This is a genomic window from Allobosea sp., from assembly GCF_017308015.1.
Lineage (GTDB): Bacteria > Pseudomonadota > Alphaproteobacteria > Rhizobiales > Beijerinckiaceae > Allobosea.
Window position 1 is genome coordinate 96,116 of record NZ_JAFKFW010000015.1, and the last position, 14,645, is coordinate 110,760.

A 14,645-nucleotide genomic window follows, 5' to 3' on the forward strand; every position below is an offset into this window, starting at 1 on the left:
ACCTTGAAGCGGTGTGCCGGCTGCCCTCCGCGCAATGGCAGGGTGGCGATCCGAACTTTCTGGAGAGCGCTCTACGCGATCGCGGCGACCGGGGAAAGACGGTGCGAAGCTGCGATTATGCTGAGATGACAACGCTGCGGGCATGGGCCGCGCTCAGGAGATCGGCGGGGGCGAGTGCGATCTGCAGGCCGCGCTGGCCGCCATTGACATAGACCAGCACCTCGGAAGAGGCCGGCTCGTCCACGATCGTCGGCAGCTTGCGCTTCTGGCCGAAGGGGCTGACCCCGCCGACCTTGTAGCCGGTCAGGCGCTCGGCATCGGGCACTGGCATCATCGCCGCAGCCTTGCCGCCGAAGGCAGCCGCGACCTTCTTCATGCTGGCCTCGCGGTCGGAGGCGAGAACGATGCAGACCGGCTTGCCGTCGACCTGCGCGATCAATGTCTTGAGCACGCGATGGGGCGGTTCGCCCAGCGCCTCCGCCGCCTGCAGCCCGACGCGCTCGGCATGCGGGTCGTAGGTGTAGCTGTGCAGCTCGAAACGGATTCCGAGCTGCTTCAGCGCCAGCGTGGCGGGGGTCGTCTGGGCCATCGTCCCGTTGTCGCGACGATCAGATATCGACCGTCGCGTTCAGCGCGTTGGTCTGGATGAACTCGCGCCGCGGCTCGACGACATCGCCCATCAGCTTGACGAAGAGATCGTCGGCCTCGTCGTTCTGGTCGTTCTTGACGCGCAGCAGCGAGCGCACGTCGCGGTCGAGCGTGGTTTCCCAGAGCTGGTCTGGGTTCATCTCGCCCAGGCCCTTGTAGCGCTGCAGCGAGACGCCTTTCTTCCCGATGGCCGAGACCGCCTCGAACAGGTCGCTCGGACCGTTGACGATGAAGGTATCGCCCTTGCGGCTGAGCACGCCGGGCTTCGCATAGGCCTCCTGGAGGGACGTCGCGGCAGCGTCGAGCTTGCGGGCCTCCGCACTGGCGAGAAGGCCGGCATCGATTGTCGCCGCCTGCTTCACGCCACGGATCATCCGCGAGAAAATGAAGCCACCCTCGCTGACCTTGCCTTCCCAGCCGCGCTCCAGCTCGTCGGAGATCGCGTCGAGCCGGCGCGCGACGTAAGCGGCCGCTTCGTTGGATTTCGGGTCGTCATCCTCGCCGATCGGGCGCAGCACACCGGCGATCGCCATCTGCTCGACGACGCGGCGGTCATAGCGCGAGTGCAGTTGCGCCAACGCATTGCGGACGTTGCGGGCTTCCTCGATCAGGACGCGCAGATCCGCACCGGCGCGCTCGACGCCCTCGCTGGTGCGGAAGGTCGCGCCGTCCAGAGTCGAATCGACGAGATATTCCTCCAGCGCCCGTTCGTCCTTGAGATAGACGTGGCTCTTGCCGCGCGTCGCCTTGTAGAGCGGCGGTTGGGCGATGAAGAGATGGCCGGCATCGATCAGCTCCGGCATCTGCCGGTAGAAGAAGGTTAGCAGTAGCGTGCGGATATGGGCGCCGTCGACGTCGGCGTCGGTCATGATGATGATCTTGTGGTAGCGCAGTTTCGCCAGGTTGAAGCCGCCCTGCTCGGCATCGGCGCGGCCGATGCCGGCGCCGAGTGCCGTGATCAGCGTGCCCACCTGGTCCGACGAGAGCATCTTGTCGAAGCGCGCGCGTTCGACGTTCAGGATCTTGCCGCGTAGCGGCAGAACCGCCTGGTATTCGCGGGCGCGGCCCTGCTTGGCGGAACCGCCGGCCGAGTCGCCCTCGACGATGAAGAGTTCGGACTTGGCGGGGTCGCGCTCCTGGCAGTCCGCGAGCTTGCCTGGCAGCGAGGCAATGTCGAGCGCGCCCTTGCGGCGGGTCAGGTCGCGCGCCTTGCGCGCGGCCTCGCGCGCGGCGGCAGCTTCCGCCACCTTGCCGACGATGGTCTTGGCCTCGTTCGGGTGCTCTTCCAGCCATTCCGACAGGGCGTGGTTGACGACGTTCTCGACGACCGGGCGGACTTCCGAGGAAACCAGCTTGTCCTTGGTCTGGGAGGAGAATTTCGGATCGGGAACCTTGACCGAGACGATCGCGGTCAGGCCCTCGCGGCAATCGTCGCCGGTGAGCGAGACCTTCTCCTTTTTCGAGATGCCGGAGCTTTCGGCATAGCCGGTGATCTGGCGCGTCAGCGCGGCGCGGAAGCCGGCGAGATGGGTGCCGCCGTCGCGCTGCGGGATGTTGTTGGTGAAGCAGAGCACGTTCTCGTGGTAGCTGTCGTTCCACCACAGCGCGACATCGACGGTGATGCCGTCCTTTTCCGAGACCAGCATGATCGGCTTCTCGATCACCGAGGTCTTGGCGCGGTCGAGATAACGCACGAAGGCCTCGACGCCGCCTTCGTAGACCAGCTCTTCCCGCACGACTTCGGCATGGCGCGCATCGGTCAGGACGATGCGCACGCCCGAGTTCAGGAAGGCGAGTTCGCGCAGACGGTGCTCCAGCGTCTTGTAGTCGAACTCCACCATGGTGAAGGTCTCCTGCGAAGGCAGGAAGGTCACCTCGGTGCCGCGCTTGTCGCCCTGCGGGCCGACGATGGCGAGCGGCGCGACCGCCTCGCCATGGCGGAATTCCATGTAGTGCTCGTGTCCGCCGCGCCAGATACGCAGCTTGAGCGAGATCGAGAGCGCGTTGACGACGGAGACGCCGACGCCGTGGAGGCCGCCCGAGACCTTGTAGGAATTCTGGTCGAACTTACCGCCGGCATGGAGCTGGGTCATGATGACCTCGGCCGCCGAGATGCCTTCCTCGCTGTGGATATCGGTCGGAATGCCGCGCCCGTTGTCGGTCACGGTGACCGAGCCGTCGGCATTGAGCGTCACCGTGACGATGTCGGCATGTCCCGCCAGCGCCTCGTCGATCGCGTTGTCGACGACCTCGTAGACCATGTGATGCAGGCCCGAGCCGTCATCTGTGTCGCCGATATACATGCCAGGCCGCTTGCGCACCGCGTCCAGGCCCTTGAGAACCTTGATGGAATCGGCGCCGTAGTCGTCGGGCTGGGCGCTGGGCGCGGCATCGGTCATGAAGTGGTTCCTGAACGGGCGAGCGAGCGCCCGCGATGATCCTGATTCGAAACGACAATATAGGGGCAGACGATGGCTTTTTCACGCGCCTACGCGTGCGTGCGCGGGAAGGAGGCCTATCGGGCGGTAATTCGCCTCGATGCTCAGCCGCGGAATTCCGAGATCGCCTCGACGAAGGCCTCGCCGTATTGCGCGAGCTTGCGTTCGCCGACGCCTTCGATCGCCCGCATCTCGTCCAGGCCCAGCGGCCGTTCCCGCGCCATGGCGATCAGGGTGCGGTCGGTGAAGATGATATAGGCTGCGACGCCTTCCTCGCGGGCGATCTGGAGCCTGAGCTTGCGCAGGTGCTCGAACAGGCCGGCGGTGCCCTCGTCGAGCCCGTCGGCGCGCGCCGCATCGCGCTCGGAGCGGCGGGAGCGGCGTTCCGCGAAGGGGTCGGCCCGGAGTGCGATCTCCTCCCGCCCGAACAGGATGTCCTCGCCCTTCGGCGTCAGGCGGAAGCCACCATGCTCGGCGCTGGCCTCGGTCAGCGCGCCCGCTGCGAAGAGCTTGCGCGTCAGCCCCATCCAGGCGGCCTTCGGCTTGTCGGCGCCGACGCCGAAGGTCTTCAGGCCGTCATGATTCTGGCGGCGGACGACCTCGGTCGTGGTGCCCGTCAGGATGTCGGCGAGATGGCCGGCGCCGAAGCGCTCGCCCGAGCGGATCACCGCCGAGAGCAGCTTGCGCGCGTCGAGCGTCGCATCCTGCAGGGCCGGCGCCTCCGCGCCGCAGAGATCGCAGCGGAACGGCGCATTGCCATGCCGGCACGGCGGCGTCTCCTCGCCGAAATAGGCGAGCAGCGCGCTGCGCCGGCAGAGCGCATTCTCGCAGAGATCGATCATCGCGTTCAGCCGCTTGTGCTCGATGCGCCGGCGCTCGTCGTCGATCTGTTTCTCGTCGATCTGGCGGCGCCGGAGCGACATGTCGTCGACGCCGTAGAGGGTCAGCGTATCCGCCGGCAGTCCGTCGCGCCCGGCGCGGCCGATCTCCTGGTAATAGCCCTCGATCGAGCCGGGCATGTCGGCATGGACGACGAAGCGCACATCCGGCTTGTTGATGCCCATGCCGAAGGCGATGGTGGCGCAGACGACGACGCCGTCCTCTTGCAGGAAGATGTCCTGGTTGCGGTTGCGTGTCTCCTGTTCGAGCCCGGCATGATAGGGCAGGGCGTTCCAGCCTTTTTCGCTGAGTGCTGTGGCGAGGCGCTCGGTCTTGCTGCGCGAGGAGCAGTAGACGATGCCGGAGCCGTTGCGGTGCCGGCGCAGAAAATCGTCGATCTGACGGCGCGGCTGCTCCTTCGGCGCGAAGGCGAGCTTCAGGTTCGGCCGGTCGAAGGAATGCACCACCATCCGCGGCGGCTGCGGGAACAGTTGCTGGGCGATATCGGCCTGGGTCTGCCGGTCGGCGGTCGCAGTCAGCGCCGTCACCGGCACGCCGCCCAAAGCTTCGCGCGTCTTGGCGAGCAGGCGGTATTCCGGGCGGAAATCATGGCCCCATTGCGAGACGCAATGCGCTTCGTCGATGGCGAGCCGATTCACGCCGAGGCGTTTTAGCCGCGAGACCAGCCGCTCGCCGGCCAGCCGTTCCGGCGATACGAAGAGCAGCCTGAGATCGCCGGAATTCAGTCTGTCCCAGGCCTGCGCCGCCTCTTCCTCGGTATTCATCGAGTTGAGTGAGGCGGCCGAGACGCCGGCCCGCACGAGCTGCCCGACCTGATCGCGCATCAGGGCGATCAGGGGCGAGACGACCAGCGTCAGCCCGCCCGCGACCAGCGCGGGCAACTGGTAGCACATCGACTTGCCGGAGCCGGTTGGCATCACCGCGAAGACGTCCTCGCCGGCAAGGGCGGCGGCAATCACCTCCCATTGGCCGGGGCGGAAATCGTCATAGCCCCACACCGATTTGAGGATGGCGCGGGCGTCTGATTCGCGGGATGGCGACATGGACAAGCGGTGTGCCGCAGCCGGGCGCACTTGGCCAGCCTTTCGCCGGATATCCTGTGCCTAGACCCGCACGGCGAGCAGATGAACCGCTGCGGCGAGCGCGAAAACCGCCGTGATCAGCTTCGAGGGCCAGGGTTTGAGGTCGAACCAGATGAATTGCAGTGCGAGCCTCAAGCCCCAGAAGGCCGCGCCTGTGAGAGGCAGTACAGGATGCACGTTTCCCTGCCCGGCCTGCCAGATCAAACTCGCGCCATAGGCCAGAAAGACGAAGATCAGCATCGCGTTGAGCGTCTGCGTGATCGCCGTGTTCAGGCTGCCGGAAGGCGCAAGCCGCTCCGGCCAGCCGAACAGGCGCCGGAACGCGGCGTGGAACAGCGCGAAGCCGAGATCGATGAGCCCCGCCGCCAGAGCCAAGACCATTCAGCTCCGCGTCGCGATCGCGGCGGCCGCGCCCGCCATCACGCCGCCGGTCGTCCGGTTGATCCAGCGCATCGCGCGCGGGCTGGCGACGAGGCGCCGCGCCCGGTCGGCGGCATAGGCATAGGCCATCAGCGTTCCCGTGATGATCGGGGCGATCAGCGCGGCGACCTCGACGAAGGCGAGCGTGCTCATCGCGTTGAGATCGATGACCAGCGGCAGGATCGAGAGGAAGAAGACCATGACCTTGGGATTGCCGAGCGTGAGTGCGATGCCGCCGAGAAACAGGCGCATGCCCTCGCCGCGCGCGGCGGGAGATGGCTTCGGCGCCTCGGCCGGGGCCGTCCAGGCCTTGTAGGCGAGGAAGACGAGATAGGCGCAGCCGGCATATTTGATCGCGACGAAAATGCCGTGGAAGCTCTGCATGAGGACGCTCAAGCCCAGCGCCGTGAGCGTGAACCAGACGAGATCGCCCGCGACGATGCCGGCAAGGAAGGGCAAAGAACGTCGGAAGCCCGCGGACAGGGAGCGCGCCACCAGCGCCGCGATGGCCGGGCCGGGCGAGGCGACGGCGAGGAAATAGACGCCGGCGAACAGCGCAAGGCTGGAGATGTCCATAGAAAGCCTCCGAGACTGCACGCGAGACTAGCAGGAACGCAGCGAGGCGTCCCATCGCAAGCCGTGGCCCGACCGATCAATCGAGCGGATCGATCCGCCCCGGTGTCACCGCGAAGCGCTGCGCGCCGGCCGGCAAATCGCCGAACAGGGCTGCATCCGCCCCGGTCATCCAGACTTGGCAGCCGAGCCCGGTCAGCCCTTCGTAGAGCGCCCCGCGCCGACGCGGATCGAGATGGGCAGCGATCTCGTCGAGCAGGACGAGCGGCGCGATACCGCTCATCGCCGCGACGAGCCGGGCATGGGCGAGCACGAGCCCGATCAGCAGGGCCTTCTGTTCGCCGGTCGAGCCTTGACCGGCGGGAATGTCCTTCGGCCCGTGGCGAACCTCCAGATCGGAGGCCTGTGGTCCCGCCAGCGTGCGTCCGGCTGCCCGATCGCGATGGCGGCTCTTGCGCAGCAGCTCGCGATAGGCGTCCTCGGCATCGAGGGCCGGCAGGCGTGCGACGAGCGCGTCGATCTCGCCGGAGAGCGCGATATCGGCGAAGGGGAAGGGCGAGGCCTCGTCGCGCGTCTCGGCGATGATGGCTGAGAGTCGAGCCACGGTCTCGGCCCGCGCGGCGGCGACCGCGATGCCGAGCTCGGCAACCTCACGTTCGACCGCGTCGAGCCACTGACCCTGACCGGGGCTCTCCTCGAGGATGCGGTTACGTGAACGCAGGGCCCGCTCCAGCGCGTTCGAGCGCGTCGCATGGCTTGGATCGATCGCCAGCACCAGGCGATCGAGGAAGCGCCTGCGATCGCCGGCCGCTCCCCGGAACAAGCCATCGAGATCGGGCGTCAGCCAGACAACCCGCAGATAATCGCTGAAGGCCAGCGCCGAGCCGACGCTGGTGCCATCGATCCGCGCGAGCCGCGGCCGGCGTCCCTCGGCATCGGTCGGCCCCAGCCCGATGCCGAGCCGGCCCGCCTCATCAACCAGGGTTATGGAGGCGGCGAAGGAGCCGTCGCCGCCTTGCCGCGCCATCGTGGTGATCTCGGCGCGACGCAGGCCGCGCCCCGGCGTAAACAGCGAGAGTGCTTCGAGGATATTGGTCTTGCCGGCTCCGTTCTCGCCCGCGAGCGCAACGATTTGGCCCTCGACCGGAAGATCGAGGGCCTCGTAGGAACGGAAATCCTGCAGGATCAGGCGCGCGACGGCGGCCATGATCGCCGGATCAGACGCGCATCGGCATCAGCACATAGAGCGCGGAAGCGCCTTCGCGATCCTGGATCACGGTCGGCGAGCCGGGATCTGCAAGCTTGAGCAGTGCGGTGTCGCCGTCGAGCTGGGCAGCGATATCCATGAGGTAGCGGGCGTTGAAGCCGATATCGAGCGGGCTCGCCGCGTAATCGACCTCGATCTCCTCGGTCGCCGAGCCCGAATCCGGGTTGGTGACGGAGAGTGTCATGCGCCCGTCGGCCATCGAGAGCTTCACGGCGCGACCACGCTCCGACGAGATCGTCGAGACGCGATCGACCGAGGCCGCGAAGTCGCCCTTGTCGACGGTCAGGTGCTTGTCGTTCCCGCTCGGGATGACGCGCTGGTAATCGGGGAACGTGCCGTCGATCAGCTTCGAGGTCAGTACGACGCTGGCCGTGGCGACGCGGATCTTGGAGCCGGAGAGCTCGACCGCGACCTCGCTATCGCCGTCCTCCAGCAGCTTCTGGATTTCGGACACGGCCTTGCGCGGCACGATCACGCCGGGCATGCCGACCGAGCCCTGCGGGGCGGCGGTGTCGACCCGGGCGAGGCGGTGGCCGTCGGTCGCAACCGCGCGCAGGACGGGGCGGCCGTCGACATCGATGGTGTGGAGATAGATGCCGTTGAGATAGTAGCGCGTCTCCTCGGTGGAGATCGCGAACTGGGTCTTGTCGATCAGGCGCTTCAATTCGCCGGCCGGCAGCACGAAACGGTGCGCCATCTCGCCCGCGGTGATGTCCGGGAAATCGCTTTCCGGCAGCGTCTGGAGCTGGAAGCGCGAGCGGCCGGAGCGCAGCACGAGGCCGCTGTCACCGGTCGTCTCCAGCGAGACCTGCGCGCCGTCAGGCAGTTTGCGGACGATGTCGTAGAGGGTATGGGCGGGAACGGTCGTTGCGCCGGGCTCTGCCGCGTCCGCAGGGATCGTCTCCACCACCTCGATGTCGAGGTCCGTCGCTTTCAGCCGCAGGCCGTTCTCGGAGGCCGAGAGCAGCAGGTTCGACAGGATCGGGATCGTGTTGCGGCGCTCCACCACGCGATGGACGTGGCCAAGCGACTTGAGCAGCGTGGAACGTTCGACCGTGACCTTCATGATTGTCTAGTCTTCTGGCGCTGGCCGCCCGCACGCGAGCGCGCGAGCCGAATGAATGGCCAGCGACATTGCCGGACGCCGGGCGGGGGCGCAAGGCCTGCCCGCTCCGGCAACCACAGTCATTTTACGCGGGATGAAGCCCCCGGGGGTCTCACTCCTGCAGCATGCGCTTCAAGAGATCGACTTCGTCATGCAGCGAACGGTCCTCGCTGATCGCCTTCTCGATCTTGCGCACGGCGTGCAGCACCGTCGTGTGGTCGCGCCCGCCGAAGCGGCGGCCGATCTCGGGCAGCGAGCGCGGAGTCAGCGCCTTCGACAGATACATGGCGATCTGGCGCGGCTTCACCACGGCCGCGGTGCGGCGCTCCGAGAGGATATCGGCGCGGCTGACATTGTAGCGCGTCGCGACCAGCTTCTGGATGTCCTCGATCTTGACGCGGCGCGGCTCCCGGGTGCGGACCAGGTCGCGGATGGCCGCTTCCGCCGTCTCCAGCGTCACGAGCTGGCCCGACAGTGTCGCATGGGCGAGCAGGCGGTTGGCGGCGCCGTCGAGATCGCGGCCATTGGTCGCGACGACGCGCGAGACATAGGCGACGACATCGGGGCTGACCTGGAAATTCGGATGCGCGGTCTGCAGCGCCTCCAGCCGGCTGGAGAGGATCGTGGCGCGCAGCGTCTCGTCGAGTTCTCCCACTTCGACCACCAGGCCGCCGCCGAGCCGCGAGCGGATGCGCTCGTCGAGCGCCTCGAGTTCCCCGGCCATGCGGTCCCCGGCGACGACGATCTGCTTGCCGGCATCGAGCAGCGCGTTGATCGTGTGACCGAACTCCTGCTGGATCGATTTGCCCTGGATGAACTGCACGTCGTCGACGACGAGCAGGTCGATGCCGCGCAGCTTCTCCTTGAAGGCAAGCGCCGTCTGCGACTTCAGCGCAGCGACGAAGCCGTACATGAAGCGGTCGGCGGTGAAATAGGCGACGCGCTTGCCTTGGCGGCGTGCTTCCTGGGCGATCGCCTGCAGGAGATGCGTCTTGCCGAGGCCGACCCCGGCATGGAGATAGAGCGGGTTGTAGGGGCTTTGTCCCGCGGGCGCCGCAGCGATGCGCTCGGCCGCTGCGAAGGCGAGCTGGTTCGACTTGCCGACGACGAAGCTCTGGAAGTTCATGCGCCGGTCAAGCGCTGTGCCGCAGGCGTCGACGAGGTCGCTCTCACTCGCCGGGGAGAGGCTCGCGACAGGGCGGCCTGCTTCGGCGGGGGCGGGGCTCGCCACGGTGGCCGTGCGGTTGCGCAGGGCCTCGATCTGCGGCTGGGCGGCGGGATCGCGCGACACGGTGCGTACCGACAGCATCACGCCGTTCGGCGCCGGCAGCTCGGCCATGCAGTTGACCCGCAGACGCTCGGTATAATGCGCTTCGAGCCAACTCTTCAGGAAGCGGGTGGGGACGGTGAGGTAAGCTACGCCCTCGACGATTCCGGCGATCTCCAGCCGGCCGAACCAGCTCGAGAACACATCCTCGCCGAGCTCTGCCCGCAGGCGCCGGCGCACGCGCTCCCATGCATCCTGAATCGAAACCTCCCCGACCTGGACGACGGCGGGCTCCTCCGCGGCAATCGTCACCACCACCGACGTCGTCTCGACCATGTCCCCGAAATCCTGCCGCTCGAACATCAATGGCCCCGTTCTTTGAAAATGCGCGCAGCTTGGGTTCGGTGGCCGCTTCCTGGCCGCCGTCCCGGTGCTGCTGCTCCGGTCAAAATGGTCCCGGTCCTGACGAGCGCAACGCGCCGCCTCAGGTTCCGGTCCCTGCTCTGTTGATTACGCTTGGAAGGCTCGCCGAGGGACGATGCCACCCTTCATCTCGATCAAGAAAGACAAAGGGTCACATTCTCCAACCTCCATGGTCGCGAGCCAAAACGCTGATCATCTATGGAAATCCCGCGGCGGTCATTGCTGTCCGCCCGGCGATGAGAGGGACCTTACAAGGCGCCCTCGACGGGCTGCAACACCCCTTTCAGCCGGCTTCCGAGACTCGCTGCTCGCCCGGTGTCGCGGCGACTGGGGATGGGCGTCGCAATTGGTTGGGGAACTTAAGATTTTCTTCATGCCGGCCCTTTCCGGGAGGCCCGAATCTTTTTTTGCTCCGCTCCGAAAAGCTTGCCGCAGAGTCGCCGCGATTCCGCCGCTTAAATTCCTTTGCCCACTAAAGTCATGAAAAATCATGCCTTTTTATGTGCGGCAGAGTCTGTCGCGGCGCCCGATTTTGCGCCCTGAACGGCGTCCGAGAGTCAAGTCCGCAAGGTCGTGGAAAGCTTGCGAAAATGGCTTGAAAGCCGGGTTGTTTTGTTCATCCGAAGGCTGTGGCGAGTGCGCCACAGGGAGGGGTGAAGCCAACGAAAAAGCCCGGCCTTGCGGCCGGGCTTTCCGTCGTCGAAACGATCAGGATTTTTGACTCAGGACGCCAGGGCGCCGATCCGGTGCGCCAGGCGCGAGACCTTGCGCGAGGCGGTGTTCTTGTGAACCACGCCCTTCTGCGCGGCGCGCATGATTTCCGGCTGGGCGGCCTTCAGGGCCTCGGCGGCGACCGCCTTGTCGCCGGAGGCGATCGCCTCCTCGACCTTGCGCAGGAAGGTGCGCATCCGCGAGCGGCGCGCCTTGTTGACCTCGGTGCGGCGAGCGATCTTGCGCGTAGCCTTCTTGGCCGACGTCGTATTGGCCATCGAAACGTCCTCGTCTCTTCATCGCGTCCGGGCGCCTGGCGTTATTGCCGGCGGGGCTGGCCGCATCCTTGCTGGAAAAACGTGCGCGGCGGCCGAGCTTGCGCGGGCCGCCGCGAGTGGTCGGGCTATAGTCGCTTGCCGGCGCTACGTCAACGCCGGAATCGTGCCTGCACTGCCGAGCTCACGCGGACGGCGCGATAAAGCGCGCGAAACTCGCCAGATCGACATTGCCGCCGGAGAGGATGATACCGACGCGCTTGCCCTCGACCGGCACGGCGCCGCTGAAGGCTGCCGCCGCCGCAAGGCACCCGGTCGGCTCGACCACGAGCTTCATCCGCTCGGCGAAGAAGCGCATGGCATCGACGAGCGCGGCGTCGCTCACCGTGACGATATCCTCGACCTCACGCTGGATGATCGGGAAGGTCAGGTCGCCGAGGAAGGCGGTCTGAGCGCCGTCGGCGATGGTCTTGGGCACGCCGATCGCGACGATCTCGCCCTTGCGCAGCGATTGCTGGCCATCGTTGCCGGCCTCCGGCTCGACGCCGAAGACGCGACAGCCCGGGTTCAGCGCCTTCGCCGCCAGCAGCGCCCCGGCGAGCAGGCCGCCGCCGCCGAGCGGCACGAGCAGGATGTCGAGCGGGCCGGCATCCTCGATCAGTTCCTTGGTCGCGGTGCCCTGGCCGGCGATGACGTCAGGATGGTCGTAGGGCGGGATGATCGTCAGCCCGCGCTCGGCCGAGAGCTTGTTCCCGATCTCCAGCCGGTTCTCCTTATAGCGGTCATAGCGCACGACCTGCCCGCCATAGCCCTCGGTCGCCGCGACCTTCGCCGCGGGAGCATCGTTCGGCATGATGATCGTGGTCGGCACGCCCAGAAGCTGGCCCGCATAGGCGATGGCCTGGGCATGGTTGCCGGAGGAATAGGTGACGACACCCGCCTTCTTCTGCTCAGGGCTGAGCGAGGCGATCGCGTTGTAGCCGCCGCGGAACTTGAAGGCGCCCATGCGCTGCAGGTTCTCGGGCTTGAAGACGAGGCTGGCTTGCGTCCGCCGGTTGGCGGTGGCCGAGCTCATCGCCGGCGTGTGATGGGCGATGCCCTTGAGGCGTCCGGCCGCAGCCTCGACATCGGCATAGGTCGGGAGGGACGGTCCGGTCTGGGCGTTCATCGCGAGAAATCCTGCTGGCGAAAGAGGAAAGCTATCTGTCAGCAGGAGCGTCGTTTCATCAAGGCGGCGCCGCTCGACGCCGCCATGCGGCAGGCGATGGCCGGCCGCTCAGGCGTTCTTGAAATCCGGCTTCCGCTTCTCGGCGAAGGCGGACATGCCCTCCTTCTGGTCGGCGGTGGCGAAGAGCGAGGAGAAGACGCGCCGTTCGAAGCGCAGGCCTTCCTGCAGCGTCACCTCGAAGGCGCGCTCGACCGATTCCTTCGCCATCAGCACCGAGGGCAGCGACTTCGCGGCGATCGCCTCGGCGGCCTTCAACGTCTCGGCCAGGAGATCGGCGAGCGGCACGACGCGGGCGACGAGGCCGGAGCGCTCGGCTTCCTCTGCGCCCATCATCCGGCCGGTGAGGATCAGGTCCATCGCCTTGGCCTTGCCGACCGCCTTGGTCAGGCGCTGCGTGCCGCCGGCGCCGGGGATGACGCCGAGATTGATCTCGGGCTGGCCGAACTTGGCGTTGTCGGCGGCGATGATGAAGTCGCACATCATGGCGAGCTCGCAGCCGCCGCCGAGCGCGAAGCCCGCGACCGCCGCGACGATCGGCTTGCGGCGCTGGCCGATCCGGTCCCAGTCCGCGAACTTGTCGTCGAGATAGGTGCCCGGGAAGGTCCGGCTCTGCATTTCCTTGATGTCGGCGCCGGCGGCGAAGGCCTTCTCCGAGCCGGTCAGGACGACGCAGCCGATGCCGGCATCCTTCTCGAACCCGTCGAGCGCCTGGTTGATCTCGCCGATGAGCTGGCCGTTCAGCGCGTTCAGCGCCTGCGGGCGATTGAGCGTGATCAGCCCGACCTTGCCCTTCGTCTCGACGAGAATGGTCTCATAAGCCATGGCGGCCTCCCGGATGCTCCTGTGCCGCCAGCTTTAGCGGGCGGCGTGAGAGCGGTCCATGCGCGTCGCACGCATCCGCGCATTCGCGCGGCCTCCCCGCTGATCACCGTCATGGTCGGGCTTGTTCCGGCGATCTCGTAACGAGAAGGCGCCGGAACCGTGGGGAACCCCTCTCCCGTGTGGGAGAGGGGCAGGGGTGAGGGCAGGACGGAAACCGCTTTAGCCGTACCTCGTCGCTGCTGCCGTTAGCTTTGCGCCTCGCTGGTCCATGGGCCGACACCTCACCCCTGCCCCTCTCCTTACAGGAGAGGGGTTCCGCGTTGCGGTTACCGCGCATGCGTCTTCATTCGCCCGCGTCGTCGCCGCGTGCGTTCATCGGTGAGGGGCAGCGGAGCGCCGCGAGGCGCGGTGTATAGAGAGCCGCTTCCGTTGAGCCAGGATGCGGCGCGGAAGGATTGAGCCACCTTCCGCACGCCCCGTGGCGCTCCGCTTGCCGGCGATTTGAAAGCCACGGGCCGCGCTTCCGTTGGGCGGAGCGTCGATCGCGGACGGATAGGATGCGCCAGCTTCCCTCAACGGGTCGTCGCGCGCCTGCCGCCTCCCAACCGCCGCGCCGCCTCTCCTAGCGAGGCTCCTCGCGCAGGGGCCGTAGTACCCCCAGGGCGGTTCCCGCAGCCTCCCGAGTCCGGGTTGCAAACCCGGCCGCAGGGCGCCGCCCCCGCCCCGCCATGCAGCTTGCCTCCGGATGGCAGCCCCTCGGGGTGAGGTGGGCCGAGAATAGGCATGGGTCGCACGGGCGGGGATTAGTTTTGAGCGATGTCCGCTCTCCACCCGTTGCGCTCCACCAAAGCAGTCCCTCTAATCGCTGCGGCGGCCGAAAATGGCCGTGACTGGGAAGGAAACTGGGATGATCAAGTTCGCCGTCGCCGTTGGGATCATGGCCTCCGTTCTCGCTGGTTGTAATGAAAGCCGCCCGGGTGCTGCGCAGAGCACTGCTCTATCGCAGATGTCCGTCGCATTCGCCTGGTGCCAGAACGCGTCGCCCTCATTCAAAGTCGGTCAGATACCGGCCGGCACGAAGTCTCTTCGCCTGAAAATGGTAGATCGTGACGTTCCCACGTGGAGCCATGGCGGCGGCGATGTTCCGATCAGTGGTCCGACGGCCAATGTCCCGTGTGGAGCGATTAGCGGAGCCTATAACGGACCGAATCCGCCAGCCGGGCAGGTCCATACTTACGAATGGACAGTCACTGCCTTGGATGGCTCTGGCAACGCCCTCGCAGTCGGAACCGCATCCAAGAAATACCCGCAATAGCGGGTCACCAGCGCAGGCTTTTGACCGATTTTGTTGAAAAAGCCTGTGTTGCTGGAAGCTTGAGGTTCTGATTCAGTCGCCCTTGCGGAGGGCGACGCGATGATGGGTGAGCGGACGGTTGCGCAGGAGGCGCTGTTCTACGAGTTCAGCGTTGAGCGGCATGTCCCGGCC

General features: G+C 66.8%; 12 protein-coding genes. 1 reads left to right on the forward strand and 11 read right to left on the reverse strand.

Going from position 1 to position 14,645, the window contains the following annotated elements:
* Positions 1 to 115 precede the first annotated feature (115 nt).
* From ybaK to J0I42_RS14270, 11 genes are all read right to left on the reverse strand, one after another.
* A complete protein-coding gene (gene ybaK / locus J0I42_RS14220; protein WP_291655663.1) occupies positions 116 to 589 on the reverse strand; it encodes a Cys-tRNA(Pro) deacylase in 474 nt (157 codons plus the stop codon).
* A 19-nt stretch (positions 590 to 608) separates the two neighbouring features.
* A complete protein-coding gene (gene gyrB / locus J0I42_RS14225; protein ID WP_291655664.1) occupies positions 609 to 3,047 on the reverse strand; it encodes a DNA topoisomerase (ATP-hydrolyzing) subunit B in 2,439 nt (812 codons plus the stop codon).
* Between the two features lie 143 nt (positions 3,048 to 3,190).
* Positions 3,191 to 5,029, reverse strand: a complete 1,839-nt coding sequence (gene recQ, locus J0I42_RS14230) for a DNA helicase RecQ (protein ID WP_291655666.1) — start codon at positions 5,027 to 5,029, stop codon at positions 3,191 to 3,193.
* Positions 5,030 to 5,089: 60 nt separating this feature from the next.
* Positions 5,090 to 5,449 (reverse strand): hypothetical protein, encoded by a 360-nt coding sequence (locus J0I42_RS14235; RefSeq protein ID WP_291655667.1) that lies wholly within the window; start codon positions 5,447 to 5,449, stop codon positions 5,090 to 5,092.
* Positions 5,450 to 6,064 carry a LysE family translocator gene (locus J0I42_RS14240; RefSeq protein WP_291655668.1) on the reverse strand — a complete coding sequence of 205 codons (615 nt, stop codon included), beginning with the start codon at positions 6,062 to 6,064 and terminating at the stop codon, positions 5,450 to 5,452.
* A 76-nt stretch (positions 6,065 to 6,140) separates the two neighbouring features.
* Complete coding sequence (gene recF / locus J0I42_RS14245; RefSeq protein WP_291655669.1) at positions 6,141 to 7,268, reverse strand: DNA replication/repair protein RecF; 1,128 nt, start codon at positions 7,266 to 7,268, stop codon at positions 6,141 to 6,143.
* 10 nt (positions 7,269 to 7,278) lie between these two features.
* Positions 7,279 to 8,394 (reverse strand): DNA polymerase III subunit beta, encoded by a 1,116-nt coding sequence (gene dnaN, locus J0I42_RS14250; RefSeq protein ID WP_291655670.1) that lies wholly within the window; start codon positions 8,392 to 8,394, stop codon positions 7,279 to 7,281.
* Between the two features lie 151 nt (positions 8,395 to 8,545).
* Positions 8,546 to 10,036 (reverse strand): chromosomal replication initiator protein DnaA, encoded by a 1,491-nt coding sequence (gene dnaA, locus J0I42_RS14255; RefSeq protein WP_291655671.1) that lies wholly within the window; start codon positions 10,034 to 10,036, stop codon positions 8,546 to 8,548.
* 809 nt (positions 10,037 to 10,845) lie between these two features.
* Entirely contained in the window at positions 10,846 to 11,112 is a 267-nt protein-coding gene (gene rpsT / locus J0I42_RS14260; RefSeq protein ID WP_047581773.1) for a 30S ribosomal protein S20, read from the reverse strand.
* 181 nt (positions 11,113 to 11,293) lie between these two features.
* Positions 11,294 to 12,277 carry a threo-3-hydroxy-L-aspartate ammonia-lyase gene (locus tag J0I42_RS14265; RefSeq protein ID WP_291655672.1) on the reverse strand — a complete coding sequence of 328 codons (984 nt, stop codon included), beginning with the start codon at positions 12,275 to 12,277 and terminating at the stop codon, positions 11,294 to 11,296.
* Between the two features lie 108 nt (positions 12,278 to 12,385).
* Complete coding sequence (locus J0I42_RS14270; RefSeq protein WP_291655673.1) at positions 12,386 to 13,159, reverse strand: enoyl-CoA hydratase; 774 nt, start codon at positions 13,157 to 13,159, stop codon at positions 12,386 to 12,388.
* Between the two features lie 1,006 nt (positions 13,160 to 14,165).
* Here J0I42_RS14270 and J0I42_RS24025 point away from each other — a divergent pair.
* On the forward strand, positions 14,166 to 14,474 hold the full coding sequence (locus J0I42_RS24025) for a YbhB/YbcL family Raf kinase inhibitor-like protein (protein ID WP_366509835.1): 309 nt from the start codon (positions 14,166 to 14,168) through the stop codon (positions 14,472 to 14,474).
* The last annotated feature ends 171 nt before the right edge of the window (positions 14,475 to 14,645 follow it).